Origin of the sequence: Streptomyces sp. AP-93 (genome assembly GCF_022808175.1) — a bacterium.
In the GTDB taxonomy this organism is placed as follows: Bacteria; Actinomycetota; Actinomycetes; order Streptomycetales; family Streptomycetaceae; genus Streptomyces.
In genome coordinates, this window is sequence record NZ_JALGBX010000023.1 from 43,384 (window position 1) to 58,767 (window position 15,384).

Here is a 15,384-nt window from a genome sequence, read left to right on the forward strand (position 1 = left end):
CCCTCGCGGAGCCGGCCCGTCCGTCTGTCCCGTCCGTCTGTCTCGTCCGCCCGTCCGCCCGTTCCGTCCGTCCGTCCGTGCACGGGACCGGCCGCCGTCAGCAGCCGCAGTCGTCGGAGTCCGTGGGGGCGGTCAGCGGGTCGGCCTCGGGGCGCTGCTCGCGGCCCTGCCAGGTCTCGACCTCGAAGCCCTCGCGGATCCAGTACTCGATGCCGCCGAGCATCTCCTTGACCTGGAAGCCGAGCTGGGCCAGGGCGAGCGCCGAGCGGGTGCCGCCGTTGCAGGCGGGGCCCCAGCAGTAGGTGACCACGGGGACGCTCTCGGCCCCGGGCACGTGGGCCTGGTCCCAGGACGGGGTGGAGCGGGAGTCGACCAGCTGGAAGCCGAGCTCGGCGCCCTCCTCCCGGTGGGCCTTGAAGGCGGCGGCGACGTCCGAGACGTCGGTGTGGAAGGCCAGGCTCGCCGCGAAGTAGGCGGCGGCCGCGGCCGGTGCGGCCGGGGGGACCCGAACGGTTTCACCCCGTTGACCAGGAGTTTTAGCCTGTTCCACCCGCCGTGCGGTGCCGCACCACCGAGCCTCCGCGCTGCTTGACGATCTCCAGCTGGGCCTGCACCCGGGTCCGCAGGTCGGCGACGTGGCTCACGATGCCGACGCTGCGGTCGCGTTCGCGCAGCGAGTCCAGTACGTCGAGCACCTCGTCCAGCGCCTGGTCGTCCAGGCTGCCGAAGCCCTCGTCGATGAAGAGGGTGTCGAGGCGCATGCCGCCCGCCTCGTCGGTGACCACGTCGGCGAGGCCCAGCGCGAGCGCGAGCGAGGCGAAGAAGGTCTCGCCGCCTGACAGCGTGGCGGTGTCCCGCTCGCTGCCGGTCCACGCGTCGACCACGTGCAGCCCGAGCCCGGAACGCCCGCGCCCGCTCGCCCTGGCGTCGGAGTGCAGCAGGGTGTAGCGGCCGCCCGACATGCGCAGCAGCCGTACCGTGGCCGCGGCGGCGACCTGCTCCAGCCGGGCCGCGAGCACGTAGGCCTCGAGCCGCATCTTGCGCTCGTTGTCCGCGGAGGTGCCCGCGGTGAGTCCGGCGAGCCGGGCCACCCGTTCGTAGGCCTCGCGCAGCGGTCCCAGGGAGCGCAGCTCCCGCTCCGCCTGGAGGGAGAGCCCGTCGAGGTCCTTGCACCGGACCCGGGCCGCGTCCACGGCCGACCCGGCCGTACGAAGCTTCGCCCCGGCCCGGTCCGCACGCGCCTCGGCCTCCTCCGGCGCGGCCGGGGGCAGGGCCGCCGCCGCGGCGGTGTCGGCCTCGCCGAGGCGGTCGGCCAGCATGGCCTCCTCCGCCTGCCAGGCGTCCGTGCGGCGTTGGAGCGCGCTGCGTTCGTACTCGGGGAGCACGGCGTCGGCCGCCTCGTCGGTGGTGTCGAAGCCGGCCTTGAAGGCGGCGTCGGCGAGCTGGTCGTCGGCCTCCTTCAGCCGGGCGGCGGTCGTTTCGGCCCGGCGCAGCGAGACGGCCGCCGCCGTGACCATGCGGACCCTGTCCTCCAGGACTCCGGCGCGGGCCGCGACACTGGGCGCGCCGTCCCGTACGAGGGCCAGCTCCGCTTCCAGCGAGGCCTGTTCCCGGTCGAGGGCCTCGCGGCGCGAAGCCCGCGCCGCCGCCCGGGCCTCGGCTTCGCTCCGCTCGGTGCTGCGCACGGCGTGCTCCCGCTCGGCGCGGGCCAGCCGCTCGCGGGCGGTGTGCAGTCCGGCGGCCGCGGCGTGCGCCTCGGCGTGACGGGAACTCAGCCCGGAGGTGAGTTCCAGGAGCTCGGCGGTGGTGGCGTCACCCGCGGCGGCCGCGGCCTCGGCGCGGGCCTCCCGGACGGCGGCGAGCCTGCGCTCGACGCCGGCCCTGCGCTCCTCGGCCCCCTCGAAGCGGGCGTGCGCCGCCTCCTCCGCGGCCCGGTCGACGTGACCGGGGGCGGGCCGGGCCGGAGCGGGGTGCTCCGCTGCCCCGCACACGGTGCAGGGCTCTCCCGCCACCAGGGCGGCGGCGAGTTCGGCGGCGATCCCGCGCAGCCGGGTCTCCTTGAGCTCGAGCCAGCGTTCCCGGGCGGCGGCCGACTCCTCGCGTGCGGTGAGCAGTTCGCCCGAGGCCTGCTCCGCGTCGGCGTCGAGGGCGTCGCGCCGCCGGGCGGCGTGCAGGTGCAGCCTGGCGGGCTCCAGCTTGCCGGCGAGCTGCTCGGCCAGGGTCGCGGCCTGCTGGGCGGCGTCCGCGCGCCCGGCCAGCTCGGTCCGGGTGGCCTCCCAGCGGCCCAGCCACTCGGCGGTCTCCTGCTGCTGCTCCTCGGCTGCCCGGGACTCCCGTTCCAGGTCGGCCCGTTCGCGGCCGATCTCGGCGCTGCGCTGCTCGGCGCGGCGGGCGGCTCCGAGGGCTCCCAGATCGCCCCGCAGCCGCTGCTCGACCGCGGCCAGCTGCTCGGTCCCCGCCTCGGCGAGCTGCGGCGGCAGCTCCGCCCGGGCCACCGACTCCGCGTGCGCGGCGGCCATGTGGGCCCCGGCGGCGGCTCCGCGCAGCTCCAGGGCGGGGGCGACCAGGGCTCCGCGCCGGGCCCGGTCGAGCAGGGCGCGCACCCGCTCCCGCTCCGGACCGGCCTCGGCGAGCAGGGCCGCCCGGCGGGTGGTCTCCGCGTGCCGGCGTTGCAGCCGGTCGAGCTCCCGCGCCTCCTCGGCGGCCCGCCGGGCGGCGGCGTGGCGCCCCTCGACGGCGGCGAGGGCGTACTCGGCGACGGTGAGCCGCTCCCGGGCGGAGCAGCGCGCGACGGCGGCCCAGGCGCGGATCGCCCCGGCCAGCCCGGGGTCGCCCGGCTGGTGCCGGGGCAGCGGCCAGGCGCGCAGATCGGCGGCGTCCCCGGCGGCCTGGGCGAGCCGCTGGGCGGTGTGCAGCACCTGCTCGTCACCGGCGCGGACCTTGGCCTCGGCGGCGCGGCGGCGCTCGCCGAGCAGGGTTTCCACGGCGGCGAACCGGCGGGTGTCGAAGAGCCGGCCCAGCAGCCGGCCGCGCGCCACCTCGTCGGCCCGCAGGAAGCGCGCGAACTCCCCCTGCGGCAACAGCACGACCTGGCAGAACTGCTCGCGGCTCATGCCGAGCAGCTGCTCGATCTCCTCACCGATCTCCTGATGGGACCGGCTCAACGCGCCCCACTTCTCCCCGTCGTACTCACGCAGCCAACTCTGCGCCTTGTCCTTCGTCGTCCCGGTGCCGCGCTTCTTGGGCCGGTCCTGCTCGGGGCGCCGGGTGATCTCCAGGCGCCGCCCGCCCGCGGTGAGTTCGAGGGTGATCTCGGTCGGGGTGTCCGAGGCCGCGTGGTCGCTGCGCAGGCTGGTGCCGGGGGCCTGGCGGGAGCCGGGGACGGACCCGTAGAGGGCGTAGCAGACGGCGTCCAGGACGGAGGTCTTGCCCGCGCCGGTGGGACCGTGCAGCAGGAAGATCCCGGCGCCGGAGAGGGCGTCGAAATCGATCTCCTGGGGTTCGGCGAAGGGCCCGAAGGCGGTGATGCGCAGCCGGTGCAGCCTCATCGGTGGGTCTCCTGCCGGCTGTCCTCGGCCCGTACCTCGTCGAAGGCGCCCTGGAGGACGTCCCGTTCGGCCTCGTCGGAGAAACCGCCGCCCCCGCGCACGTGGGCGACGAAGTCCTCGGCGATCTCCCGGTCGCTACGCCCCCTCAGCCGCTGGGCATAAGACCCTCCGGCGTCCTCGCTCCGGCCCTCGGGGTCGAAGGCCAGGCTGAGGGTGTGCGGGAAGCGGGCGACGAGCCGGGCCATGGGGTCCTCGGGCCGGACGGGGTCGGTGAGGGTGGCCTCGAGCCAGGAGTCCTCGTACCGGGCGTACGCGCCCTCGGACAGCAGCTCCTCCAGCGGTCCCCGGATCCGGGCGAGTCCGCGCGGCACGGGGGTGTCGACGCGCTCGGCGCTCACGATCTCCCCGTCCCCACCCAGGTCCACGAGCCACATGCTCTTGCGGTGATCGGCTTCGGAGAAGGAGTAGGCCAGCGGGGAACCGGAGTAGCGGACCCGTTCGTTGATCTTCTGACAGCCGTGGAGGTGGCCGAGGGCGGCGTAGTCGACCCCGTCGAAGACGGAGGCCGGCACGGCCTCGACCCCGCCGACGGTGATGTCGCGCTCGCTGTCGCTGGCCTGCCCGCCGGTCACGAAGGCGTGGGCGAGGACGATGGAGCGGGTCCCGGGCGCCCGGCCGGCGAGGTCCGCCCGGATCCGGTCCATGGCCGCGCCCAGAACGGCCTCGTGACTCACCTTCCCGGCGCCGAACTCGTCCTTGACGAGTGCGGGCTCCAGGTACGGCAGCCCGTACAGCGCCACGTCACCGTGTACGTCGGCCAGCACCACGGGGTCGGCGCACCCGGCGGGGTCGGTCCTGAGGTGGATCCCGGCCCGCCCGATCAGCCCCGCCCCGACACCGAGGCGGCGGGCTGAGTCGTGGTTCCCGGAGATCATCACGGTGGGCACGCCGAGGTCGGCGAGCCGGTGCAGGACCCGGTCGTACAGCTCGACCGCGGGCAGCGGGGGCACGGCACGGTCGTACACGTCACCGGCGACGAGAACGGCGTCGACCTCGTGCTCGCGGACGGTCTCGACGAGGTGGTCGATGAAGGCGGCCTGGGCACCGAGCAGGTTCACCCGGTGAAAGCTCCGCCCCAGGTGCCAGTCGGAGGTGTGCAGGAACTTCACAGAATCGCCCCGACCTGCACGTTTACCCCTACTACCCCTCTGAAACCAGCACGAACCAGCACAGGGCTCGCAGTCGACCCCTGCCACGCTAACGCATGCCGCGCTCCGATCCACCACTCACCTCGGTATCGGTGGCGGGCGGTGACCAGCGCCGCCGCCTACCGTGGAACACAAGGAGCCCCGCCCCTTCGGGGAGGCGATCGGCATGACCGCGAAGAGCTACGACGCCGTGATCGTGGGAGCCCGCTGCGCGGGCGCGAGCACGGCGATGCTGCTGGCCCGCCAGGGCTACCGGGTGCTGGTGGTGGACCGGGCGGCCTTCCCCAGCGACACGCTCTCCACCCACCTCATCCACCCGCCCGGGCTCGCCGCCCTGCGGCGCTGGGGCCTGCTCGACCGGGTCATCGGCGCCGACGGCGCCCACTCGATGGTCGCCCGCGCCGTGGACGCCCCCCGCTACGCGGAGAAGCCGAAGCTCCAGGTCAGCTACTACACCTACTGGGCGAACCTGCCGATGCACGGCGGCTTCGAGGCGTACATGCGCGGGGATCGCGCCTTCGCGGCCTGGCCGACGACGTGACCCTGGTGATCTGCGGACTGCCGATGCGGGACTTCGAGGCGAACCGCGCCGACATCGAGGGCGGCTACCACGAGGCCCTGAACCGGGCGCCGGCCTTCGCCGACCGGATCGCCGCCGCCACCAGCACCGGACGGCTGGTCGGCACCGCCGTCGAGAACCATTTCCGGGTCCCCTACGGACCGGGGTGGGCACTGGTCGGCGACGCCGGATACCTGAAGGACTTCATCACGGCCCAGGGAATCCAGGACGCCTTCCAGGACGCCGAGTTGTGCGCGCGGGCCCTGGACGACGCCTTCGCGGGCCGCAGGGCGTTCGACGACGCCATGCGCGGCTACCAGCAGGCGAGGGACGAACGGGTCATGCAGATGCACGAGTTCACCGCCGACTTCGCGGCCCTCGAGCCTCCGCCGCCCGAGATGCAGCGGGTCCTGGGCAAGGTCGCCGAGAGCCAGGACACCATGGACGGCTTCGTCCGGGTGAACGCGGGCGTCACCAAGCCCGGCGCGTTCTTCTCCGACCCGCGGCTCATGGAGGCGGCCCAGCCGGTGAGCTGAACCCCCTGACCTGTCCCCCACCCATACTCAGGGTGCGTACGTCTCCCCGCCCGGTGTGAGGGTGGCGCTCCCGGCGGTGCTGTCGGCGAGCCAGGCCGCGAAGGCGGGCAGGTCCGCCTCGGGCAGGGCGACCTCGATCTCCACGGCGGCCCCGTAGCGCACGTCGATCACGGTCCTGCCGGTGGAGCGCAGGTCGTTCTCGGTCTTGCCGGCCCGCTGGTGGTCGACGGCGACGGTGACCAGCCGGTAGCGGTGGCGGGTGACGGTGCCGAGCACGTCGAGCGCCTCCCCGACGACCCCACCGTAGGCCCGGATGAGCCCGCCGGCGCCGAGCTTCACGCCGCCGTAGTAGCGGGTGACGACGGCCACCGCGTACCGGATGTCCCGGCGCGTGAGCATCTGCAGCATCGGCACCCCGGCGGTGCCACCGGGCTCACCGTCGTCGCTGGCCTTCTGCACGGAGGCGTCGGCGCCGATGACGTAGGCGAAGCAGTTGTGCGAGGCGGTGGGGTGCTCCTTGCGGATCCGGGCGACGAACTCCTGAGCCTCCCGCTCGGTCGCCGCGGGCGCGAGCGCGCACAGGAACCGCGAGCGGTTGATCTCGGACTCGTGCACACCCTCACGGGCCACCGTCACGTACTGGTCTGCCTTCACCCGTCCACCCTACGGGGAATCCGACATGCGTCCTTTCTGTTGATCGGGCTGACGGCAATCAGCGGTCAGACGCAGCAGGAGCAGCAGGACCCAGCAGCAGGAGGCGGCACACGTGTACGGCGATCCGGCAACCATCCGCAAGATCCTCACCGAGCTCGGCGACACCTGGGCCGTGGTGGGCCTGTCCAGCAACCGGGACCGGGCCGCGTACCGCGTGGCAGAGGTCCTTCAGCGGTACGGAAAGCGCGTGATCCCCGTGCACCCCAAGGCCGAGGCGGTCCACGGCGAGCAGGGCTACCCCTCGCTGGAGGCGATCCCCTTCAAGGTGGACGTGGTGGACGTCTTCGTGAACAGCACGCTGGCGGGCACGGTCGCCGACGAGGCCGTCGCGAAGGGGGCGGAGGCCGTCTGGTTCCAGCTGAACGTGGTCGACGAGGACGCCTTCGACCGCACCCGCGCGGCCGGACTGGACATGATCATGGACCGCTGCCCGGCGATCGAGATCCCCGCCCTCTGAGGCCGCCGGGGTCTCCCGGGCCTTCAACCCTTTCAACGCGGCTCAAGTATCCAAACCGCCCAAACGGTACGAATACTTGAGACCGCGCCTCCCCGTCGGGGTCTGCCGCGCACCTCGGACCGACCCCGACCAGGGAGCCCCACCGTGATCAGTCATGCCCACAGCCACGCCCGCATCGCCGTGCTCGACCTCGACGGGACCCTGGCCGAAGGCTCGCTGGCGACTCCCTTCGTGGACTCCCTCATCGCCGGCGGGGTCTGCGAACCGGCGGCCGGACGGGCGGCGCTCGCCGCGATAGCGGGCTACCACGACGGGGACGCCGAGGACGCCGGTCCGGGGGACGCGGCCGCCCACGCCCCGACCGCCGCCGCCTTCTACGCCCACTTCGCGCGGGCCCTCGAAGGCGCGGACCGGACCGACGTGGAGCGGGCCGCCGAAGCCGCCTGGCCGGCCGCCCGGAAGAAGATCCTCCCCTTCGCCGACGAGCTCGTACGGCTCCTGCACGCGGCCGGACTGCGGACGGTACTGATCTCGGGGAGCCCGTACGAGATCGTCCGGCGTGCGGCGGCGGAGCTGGGCATCGGCGAGGCCCACGGCATGCGGGCCGAGTTCCGGCGGGGCCGCTGCACCGGAGCCCTCACCACCACGCCGGCCCTGCCCGGCGGCAAGCGCGCGGCGCTGCGCACCGCGACCAAGGGCAGCCCCGTGGACCGCCGGAACTCCTTCGCCATCGGGAACTCCCCCTCCGACGCCGAGGTGTTCGAGCAGGTCGGGCTGGCCGTCGCCTTCGAACCGGACCCGGTGCTGCGGGGCTGGGCGATGGACCGGGACTGGATCACGGCCGACCGGCGCAACGTACTGGCCGTCTGCCAGGACCTCATCGCGACGCACCCGGTGCTGGGCGCGACGCCGGAGACGACCGGGAAGACGAGCCGCGACACGAGCCGCGACAGCGGCCCGGGGGTCGCGAGCCGGCGCTGACCACGCAGCGGGGCCCCGCACCAGGCCTCCGCCCCGGTCACGGTCACGCCCGGGCGGTCACCGGCGGGATGGAGACCGCCATCGTCATCTCCATCGGACCGGGCCCCTCGTTGCGGTAGGCGTGCGGGGCGTCCGCCTCGAAGGAGACGGCCCCGCCGGCCGGTACGGCGTACGTCTCGTCGGCGACGACCAGCGTCAGCTCCCCGACCGTGACGTGCAGCATCTCGAAGGTGCCGGGCGGATGCGGGTCCGAGGCGGTCCCCTCGCCGGGCTCCAGCCGGTAGGTCCACATCTCCACCGGCCCTCGCCGGTCGTCGCCGAGCAGCATGCTCGCGCCGCTGCCGCCCTCGGTGGACCACATCCGCACCCCCTGCCCCGGCAGTACCACCTGCACCCGCGGCCCGCGGTCGTGGTCGAGCAGGGTGGTGATGCTGACGCCGAGCGCGTCGGCCAGTTTGACCGTCGTGCCGACACTGGGGTTCGTACGGGCCTGCTCGATCTGGATGATCATGCCGCGACTCACCCCCGCACGGGCAGAGAGGGCCTCCAGCGTGAACCCGCGCTCCCCGCGCCAGCGCTTGAGGTTGCGGCCGAGGGCCTGGGTGAGCTGTTCGAGATCAGACACCGTTCCGTCCACTCCGTACAAGATATTGAATGACAGGGTTCACTGCACTGAACTATCGTGCGCTGTACTTCACCGTGTACTCCACCGTTCAACGCACTGTACTGCGAGGCTTGCCATGACCGCCCTGTTCGCCCTGGCCACCACCGTCCTGTGGGGCCTCGCCGACTTCGGCGGCGGGCTGCTGACCCGCCGCATACCCGCGCTCACGGTGGTCGTGGCCTCCCAGATCCTCGCCGTCCTCGTGCTGGGCGCGGTGGTCCTGGGGACCGGCGCCTGGCGGGAGGCGGGACCGCAGCTCTGGTTCGCGGTGGGGGCGGGGCTGGTGGGGCCGGTCGCGATGCTCAGCTTCTACAAGGCGCTCGCGCTCGGCCCGATGGGCGTGGTCTCCCCGCTCGGCTCCCTCGGCGTGGTGGTGCCGATGGCCGCGGGGCTGCTCCTGGGCGAGCGGCCCGGCGCCGCCCAGCTCGCGGGGATCGCGGTGGCCGTCGTGGGCATCGTCCTCGCGGGCGGACCCGAGCTGCGCGGCGCTCCCGTACAGCGGCAGGCCGTCGTCCTCACCCTCGTCGCGGCCTTCGGCTTCGGCGCGGTGATGGCCCTGATCGCCCCCGCCTCCTCCACCGTGCCGGGCCTGTTCCTCGCGCTGTTCGTCCAGCGCGTCACCAACGTCGCCGTCGGCGGCACGGCCCTGTGGGTGCGGACCCGGCGCGGCGCCCCGGCCCTCCCGGCGGGTACGGGCGGCCTGCGGATCCTGTGGGGGCTGCTGCCGGCGCTCGCCTTCGTCGGCCTCGCCGACGTCGCGGCGAACGGCACGTACTCCATCGCCGCCCAGCACGGCCCGGTCACCACCGCCGCCGTGCTCTCCTCCCTCTACCCGGTGATCACCGCCCTGGCCGCCTTCGCCGTGCTCAAGGAGCGCCTGCGCACCGTCCAGGCGGCGGGCGCGGGCCTGGCCCTGGCGGGCACGGTCCTCCTCGCGGCGGGCTAGGGCCTGCCGTCAAACTCCCGTCGTCGCCCGAGGCAGACGGGAGTTTGACGACAGGCCCTTGGGCCTGTCGTCGAACCACCGTGGGAACCCGAGCCGTGTCCGGCGCGGGGCGGCCGCGCGTCACAGACCGGTCACAGGGACCACACAGCCCCCGTGACCCGGACAGAGTGGCGCGATGCGCACTCACCAGACCGCCATCGCACTCGCCGCCGCGGGCCTCGGCCTTCTCACCCTCACCGGCTGCACCAGCGAGCCCGAGCCCGACGCCAAGCCGGTCTCTCCGCCGTCCGTTGCAGCATCCACCGCACCCACCGCCGCCGCCCCGGCCCCCACTTCCGCTCCCGCGAGCAGCAAGCCCGCCGCGCCGGCTGCCACGCCACCGGCAGCCCCCGCGCCGGCGCCCGCCCGGGCCGCCGTCCCCAACGGCGTCGGTCAGGTCCTGCAGACGGCCCAGGACAACGCGCAGGCCGCGGGGTTCTTCCTCCTCGGCTCCACCGACGCGCTCGGCCAGAGCCGCATGCAGGTCCTCGACCGGAACTGGAAGGTCTGCTCGCAGGCACCCGCCGCCGGCACGCAGACCGCCATCGGTACAAAGATCGTGTTCAACACGGTCAAACTCGAAGAAACCTGCCCCTGACCCACCCCCCCCCTGCTGCCCGGCGACCGGGCGGCAGGCCGCGGGAGTCGCCGCAGGCCCGGCAGGCCCAGCAGGCCCCGCCTTCACTCCGGCTCGGTCACGTCCGCCAGTGCGCGCAACTGCTCCGGGGTCACCCCGTCGGGTATCGGGACCGGCGCCGGGGTGCGCAGCGGCGGCTGCCAGCCCGTCTCGGGGTCCCAGCGGCGGACGATCCGCGCGGGCGCCCCCGCCACCACGGCGTGGTCCGGCACATCACCCCGTACGACGGCCCCCGCCGCCACCACGACGTTGCGGCCCAGTCGCGCCCCGGGCAGGATCACCGCGCCGGTCCCCAGCCAGCAGCCCGGCCCGATCTCCACCGGGGCGCTGCGCGGCCACTGCTTGCCGATGGGCTCGTGCGGGTCGTCGTAGCTGTGGTTGGTGGAGGTGATGTACACGCCGGGACCGCAGAAGGTGTCGTTGCCGATGGTGATCCGGGTGTCGGCGATGACGTGGCTGTCCCGGCCGATGACCACGCCGTTGCCGAGGACCAGGACCGGTTCGGCGCCGAGGTCGAGGTCGGGCATCATCCCGGCGGTGAGCGTGACCTGTTCCCCGATGATGCAGTGGTCTCCGAGCCGGATCCAGGGCGCGCCGAAGACCGTGCCCTGCGGGAAGGCGAGCCGGGTGCCGTGCCCGATCGCGCCGAAGCGCAGCCCTCCGGGGGTCTGGGCGGTGACCGCGCCGGCCCGCTGCATCCAGCGCCAGCCCGCGTGGACCGCGCGCCCGGCGAGCCGGCGGCGCAGCGCCGTCAGGGAGGAGAGCGCCGTCAGAGAAGAGAACGTGTTCTGGTTCTTCGCCACCGGGTCACCGTAGCGCGCGGGGGCCCGGGCCGCGCCGTGATCTTCACCCCATCCCCGGGGGCGCGGACGGCGTGGCCTACGGTTCCGGTAGCGCGACACGACGTACTGGAAGAGGAAGAGAACACATGACGCAGCAGGCGGCCCAGGCACTCGTGGCGGGTGTCGGCGGGAAGAACCCCGTGATCGATCCGACGGCGTTCACCGCTCCCACCTCCGTCGTGGTCGGGGACGTCACCCTCGGCGCGGGGTCGAGCATCTGGTACTCGGCGGTGCTCCGCGCGGACTGCGGTCCGATCACGCTCGGTGCCGACAGCAACGTGCAGGACAACTGCACCGTGCACGTGGACCCCGGATTCCCGGTCTCCATCGGCGAGCGGGTGTCCATCGGCCACAACGCCGTCGTGCACGGCTGCACGGTCGAGGACGACTGCCTGATCGGGATGGGCGCGACGATCCTCAACGGCGCGGTGATCGGCGCCGGCTCGCTGGTGGCCGCCCAGGCGCTGGTCCCGCAGGGCATGGTCGTCCCGCCCGGTTCGCTGGTCGCGGGCGTCCCGGCGAAGGTGCGGCGCGAGCTGACCGCGGAGGAGCGCGAGGGCCTCAAGGTCAACGCCCTCATGTACACCGAACTGGCCGAGCAGCACCGCGCCTCGGTGACCCCGGGCGCGTAACGTGCGCCGGCGCCCGGTGCGCGCCGCTGCTCCCCCGCCCGCCCTCGGGCCGGGCGGGGACCCGGCCTCTCAGTCGGTGAGCACGGCCGGAGCGGCCGAGGCCTGCCCCGGCACCGGCGCCGCGTGCGGGGCGTCATCCGGCGCGGCGGCCTCGGCCCGTGCCGCCTCGGCCGCCTTCTTCATCCGTCCGCGCACCACCACGGTCATGGCGAGCCCGCAGACGAGGGCCAGGGCGAGGGCCACCCACGAGAACCCCTTCAGCCACGGCTCGGCGACGATCCCGATCGAGTAGATGACGGCCGTCGTGCCGCCCGCCCACAGGATCCCGCCGAGGACGTTCGCGATGAGGAACCGCCAGTAGGGCATGTGCAGGACACCCGCCAGCGGACCCGCGAAGATCCGCAGCAGGGCCACGAACCGCCCGAAGAAGACGGCCCACATGCCCCACTTGTCGAAGGAGCGCTCCGCCATGGCCACCTGGTCCGGCCCGAAGTGCTTGGGGAAGCGCCGGCCCAGCCGCTCCAGCATCGGTTTCCCGCCCCTGCGGCCGATCGCGTAGCCGATCGAGTCGCCCACGATCGCCCCGGTGGTCGCGCAGATGCCCAGCACCACGGGGTCGATGTGTCCCTGCTGCGAGGCCAGCAGCGCCGAGCTGACCAGGACGATCTCCCCCGGCAGCGGGATGCCGAGGCTTTCCAGTCCGATGACGATCCCCACCAGGAGGTAGATGCTGACCGCCGGAATCGTCTCCAGCCATTCCTGGATGTGCACCGGTACGTCCTCCTGAGTTCTCCGCCCGGCCCGCCCCCTGTGGCGGGCCGAACGGGCAGCCTATCCGGTCGCCACCACAGCCTTTGCCCGCAGCGGCAGTTCGCGCGAGGAACGCCCCGCGAACACCTCCCGCCGGCCTGTCCCCAGGACCCACGCGTCCCGCTGCGGATCCCACGACGACAGCGTGCGCGCGTCGATGTCCAGGACGATCCGCCGGGTCTCTCCGGGCTCGAGGGTCAGGCGCCGGTACCCGGCCAGCGCCCGGACCGGCTGGTCCAGTTTCAGGTCCGGGGACGGGCCCACGTAGACCTGGGCCACCTCGGTGCCCGTGCGGCGTCCCGTGTTGCGGACGGTGAACTCCACGCGCAGCCCGCTCCGCTTCCCGTGCGCGCCGCCCGGCCGGACGGCGAGCTTCTCGTACGCCCAGGACGTGTACGAGAGCCCGTGCCCGAAGGCGAACAGCGGAGCCACCCGCTGCTGGTCGTACCAGCGGTGGCCCACGTGCACCCCCTCGGTGTACTCCTGGCGCCCGCCCACTCCCGGGTAGCGCATCAGGTCGGCGGCGACCGGGGTCGCCCGCTCGTCGGCCGGGAAGGTCTGGGTGAGGCGGCCGCCCGGGTCCGCGTCGCCGAAGAGCACGTCGGCGGTGGCGGCCGCGCCCTCCTGGCCCGGGTAGTACATCTGGAGGACTGCTCCGGTACGTGAGAGCCACGGCATGGTCGTACCGGAGGAGGTGTTGAGCACCACCGTGGTGCGCGGGTTGGCCGCGGCGACCGCCTCGATCAGCGCCGCCTGGCCGCCGGGGAGGCCCAGGGAGGTGCGGTCGCTGCCCTCGGTGGCGTCCTCGTAGGCGAACAGCACCACGCTGCGGGCCGCCCTGGCCGCCTTGACGGCCTCGGCGACGTCGGCGGCCCGGGTCGCCTTCGTGGTGTGCCGCAGCCGCAGCCGCTGCCCCTTCGGCCCGCCCTCGGCGAAGACGGCGAGGCGGTGTTCGCCCGCCTTGAGCGCGAGGGTGCGGCGGCGCACGGTGCGGCCGTCGGGCGCGGCGCCGAGCAGTCCGCCGGCGAACTGCTCGGCCACGCCCTGCCGTACGGGGAAGAGTTCCTCCCCGTCGAGCCGGACGGAAGGCCGTTTCCCGGTGTAGTGGACGAGCAGGGTCCACTCGTCGTCGGCGGCCAGCCGGAAGGTCCCCTGGAACCCCCAGGTGCGCCCGGGGGCCACCGCCCGGTCGTCGAGGCCGGGGTCGGGCGCCAGCAGTTTCGCCGGCAGCGGGCGCCCGTACAGGTCCTCGCCGAGCGCGTAGCCCACCGTGGAGCCGCTCCCGGCCCGCCGCCGGATCTCGTCGAGGGGGGCGGCGGCCGCGTCCGGCACCACGTGGGCGCTGCCGCCGCCGCCGACGAAGGGGGTCCGCCCGGTGGGGCCGATCACGGCGATGGAGCGGGCGGCGGGTCCCGTCAGCGGCAGGGTGGCCCGCTCGTTGCGCAGCAGGACCGCTCCGGCCGTGGCGATCTGCCGTGCGGTGCGGGCCCCGGCGGCGGCGTCCCGGGCGGGCCGGGCGGCGGGGTGCCCGGCGAGCAGTCCGACGCGGTCCAGGGTGGTCAGGATCCGGCGTACGGCGAGGTCCACGGTGCCCTCGTGGACGGAGCCGCCGCGCACCGCCTCCCGGAGCGGGGCGCCGTAATGGGTCCCCCCGGGCATCTCCATGTCGAGGCCCGCGCCGATCGCGGCGACGGTGCTGTGGGTGGCGTTCCAGTCCGACATCACCCAGCCGTCGAACCCCCAGCGCCCGCGGAGCAGTTCGTCGAGGAGGGGCTTGCTCTCGCAGGCGTAGACCCCGTTGACCTTGTTGTAGGCACCCATCACGGCGCCGGCCCCGGCGGCCACGGCGGCTTCGAAGCCCCGTAGCTCCGTCTCGTGGAGGGTCTGTCCGGCGGCGATCACGTCGACGGTGTCGCGGCCCTTCTCCTGGTTGTTGAGCGCGAAGTGCTTGACGGTGGCGATGAGGCCCTCGTCCTGGATGCCCCGGACGACCTCGGCGACCAGGTCGGCCGTCAGCTTCGGATCCTCCGAGAACGTCTCGAAGTTCCGCCCGGCGTACGGGGTGCGGATCAGGTTGGCCATCGGGGAGAGGAGCACGTCGATGCCGAGCGCGCGGCCCTCGCGGCCGATGACCCGCCCGTACGCGCGGGCGAGCGCCGGGTCGAAGGCGGAGGCGAGCAGGACCGGCGCGGGCAGCGCGGTGGCGGGCCTGGCGACGCGGACGCCGGCCGGACCGTCGGCGAGGCGGAGCGCGGGGATGCCCAGGCGCGGGATGCCGGGCACGTAGCCGGCCTGGCCGAGCGGGTCCGGGTCCGGGCCGCCGTGCAGCAGGACGGTCTTCTCCTCCAGGGTGAGCCGCTCCAGCAGGGCGTCGATCCGGGCGGTGCGGCCGGCCGCGGGTGCGGCGGCGGGGGACCTCGCGGAGCCGGAGGCCTTACGGGGCTGCGTGCCGGGCGGCGGCGCCGGTACGCAGCCGGCCGCGCCGAGGGCCGCGCCCATCGCTCCGAGGAGGCGCATCGCACGGCGCCTGGACACGGCCTCGCTCATGGGCGCTCCCTGCGGCGTGGGCATCGGCGTCAGGTGGCGGGAGCGGCCCGCGCCGGACCGCTCCCGCCGCCCACTGTGCGCCGACCGCCGCGCGGGCCCGCTTCAGGCGCGCCACCACGACGCCGATGTTCAGCCCTGTGGCGGCTCCCGCACGAGACCGGCAGACGCCGGGGTCAACCCCGAGGCGGCTCCCCCACGCGACCGGCAGGCGCTGTGTTCAACCCCGATGCGGCTCCCCCGCAAGGCCACCAGGCGCCGAGGTTC

Annotated in this window: 15 protein-coding genes; 7 read left to right on the forward strand and 8 right to left on the reverse strand. The window is 74.4% G+C overall.

All coding sequences use genetic code 11. From position 1 onward, the window contains the following. Positions 1-97: 97 nt before the first annotated feature. From MTF69_RS31545 to MTF69_RS31555, 3 genes are read right to left on the reverse strand one after another with little or no spacing between them, the layout of a single operon-like run. The gene (locus MTF69_RS31545; RefSeq protein ID WP_243339640.1) at positions 98-550 is read right to left on the reverse strand and encodes a rhodanese-like domain-containing protein; all 453 of its coding nucleotides are present in this window, start codon (positions 548-550) and stop codon (positions 98-100) included. Next, complete coding sequence (locus MTF69_RS31550) at positions 537-3,548, reverse strand: AAA family ATPase (RefSeq protein ID WP_243339641.1); 3,012 nt, start codon at positions 3,546-3,548, stop codon at positions 537-539. The genes MTF69_RS31545 and MTF69_RS31550 overlap by 14 nt, the downstream gene beginning before the upstream one ends. Next, positions 3,545-4,717 (reverse strand): exonuclease SbcCD subunit D, encoded by a 1,173-nt coding sequence (locus MTF69_RS31555; RefSeq protein ID WP_243339642.1) that lies wholly within the window; start codon positions 4,715-4,717, stop codon positions 3,545-3,547. The genes MTF69_RS31550 and MTF69_RS31555 overlap by 4 nt, the downstream gene beginning before the upstream one ends. A gap of 205 nt (positions 4,718-4,922) precedes the next feature. On the opposite strand from MTF69_RS31555, the gene MTF69_RS31560 reads away from it, so the two are divergent. Continuing rightward, the gene (locus tag MTF69_RS31560) at positions 4,923-5,297 is read left to right on the forward strand and encodes an NAD(P)/FAD-dependent oxidoreductase (protein WP_243339643.1); all 375 of its coding nucleotides are present in this window, start codon (positions 4,923-4,925) and stop codon (positions 5,295-5,297) included. Further along, positions 5,294-5,851: an NAD(P)/FAD-dependent oxidoreductase gene (locus MTF69_RS31565; RefSeq protein WP_243339644.1), complete on the forward strand. Its 558-nt coding sequence runs from the start codon at positions 5,294-5,296 to the stop codon at positions 5,849-5,851. Before MTF69_RS31560 ends, MTF69_RS31565 begins: the two co-directional genes overlap by 4 nt. A 27-nt stretch (positions 5,852-5,878) precedes the next feature. Here the strand turns inward: MTF69_RS31565 and MTF69_RS31570 are convergent, their stop codons facing one another. Continuing rightward, the gene (locus MTF69_RS31570) at positions 5,879-6,505 is read right to left on the reverse strand and encodes a YigZ family protein (RefSeq protein ID WP_243339645.1); all 627 of its coding nucleotides are present in this window, start codon (positions 6,503-6,505) and stop codon (positions 5,879-5,881) included. 112 nt (positions 6,506-6,617) lie between these two features. Here MTF69_RS31570 and MTF69_RS31575 point away from each other — a divergent pair, with 112 nt between their 5' ends. Further along, entirely contained in the window at positions 6,618-7,022 is a 405-nt protein-coding gene (locus tag MTF69_RS31575; RefSeq protein WP_243339646.1) for a CoA-binding protein, read from the forward strand. Positions 7,023-7,166: 144 nt separating this feature from the next. Beyond that, entirely contained in the window at positions 7,167-8,003 is an 837-nt protein-coding gene (locus MTF69_RS31580; protein ID WP_243339647.1) for an HAD family phosphatase, read from the forward strand. 43 nt (positions 8,004-8,046) lie between these two features. Here the strand turns inward: MTF69_RS31580 and MTF69_RS31585 are convergent, their stop codons facing one another. Continuing rightward, positions 8,047-8,628 carry a helix-turn-helix domain-containing protein gene (locus tag MTF69_RS31585; protein WP_243339648.1) on the reverse strand — a complete coding sequence of 194 codons (582 nt, stop codon included), beginning with the start codon at positions 8,626-8,628 and terminating at the stop codon, positions 8,047-8,049. Between the two features lie 115 nt (positions 8,629-8,743). Here MTF69_RS31585 and MTF69_RS31590 point away from each other — a divergent pair, with 115 nt between their 5' ends. Both MTF69_RS31590 and MTF69_RS31595 read left to right on the forward strand, forming a co-directional pair. Then, positions 8,744-9,613, forward strand: a complete 870-nt coding sequence (locus MTF69_RS31590) for a DMT family transporter (RefSeq protein ID WP_243339649.1) — start codon at positions 8,744-8,746, stop codon at positions 9,611-9,613. Positions 9,614-9,788: 175 nt separating this feature from the next. Continuing rightward, positions 9,789-10,250: a hypothetical protein gene (locus tag MTF69_RS31595; protein ID WP_243339650.1), complete on the forward strand. Its 462-nt coding sequence runs from the start codon at positions 9,789-9,791 to the stop codon at positions 10,248-10,250. Between the two features lie 83 nt (positions 10,251-10,333). On the opposite strand, the gene MTF69_RS31600 is transcribed toward MTF69_RS31595, so the two are convergent. After that, a complete protein-coding gene (locus MTF69_RS31600) occupies positions 10,334-11,092 on the reverse strand; it encodes a DapH/DapD/GlmU-related protein (RefSeq protein ID WP_374324504.1) in 759 nt (252 codons plus the stop codon). 125 nt (positions 11,093-11,217) lie between these two features. Here MTF69_RS31600 and MTF69_RS31605 point away from each other — a divergent pair, with 125 nt between their 5' ends. After that, positions 11,218-11,763: a gamma carbonic anhydrase family protein gene (locus tag MTF69_RS31605; protein WP_243339651.1), complete on the forward strand. Its 546-nt coding sequence runs from the start codon at positions 11,218-11,220 to the stop codon at positions 11,761-11,763. Between the two features lie 69 nt (positions 11,764-11,832). On the opposite strand, the gene MTF69_RS31610 is transcribed toward MTF69_RS31605, so the two are convergent. Next, positions 11,833-12,534, reverse strand: coding sequence for a DedA family protein (locus MTF69_RS31610; protein WP_243339652.1), 702 nt, complete (start codon positions 12,532-12,534; stop codon positions 11,833-11,835). A gap of 60 nt (positions 12,535-12,594) precedes the next feature. Then, a complete protein-coding gene (locus tag MTF69_RS31615) occupies positions 12,595-15,120 on the reverse strand; it encodes a beta-glucosidase (protein ID WP_243339653.1) in 2,526 nt (841 codons plus the stop codon). Positions 15,121-15,384: the final 264 nt, after the last annotated feature.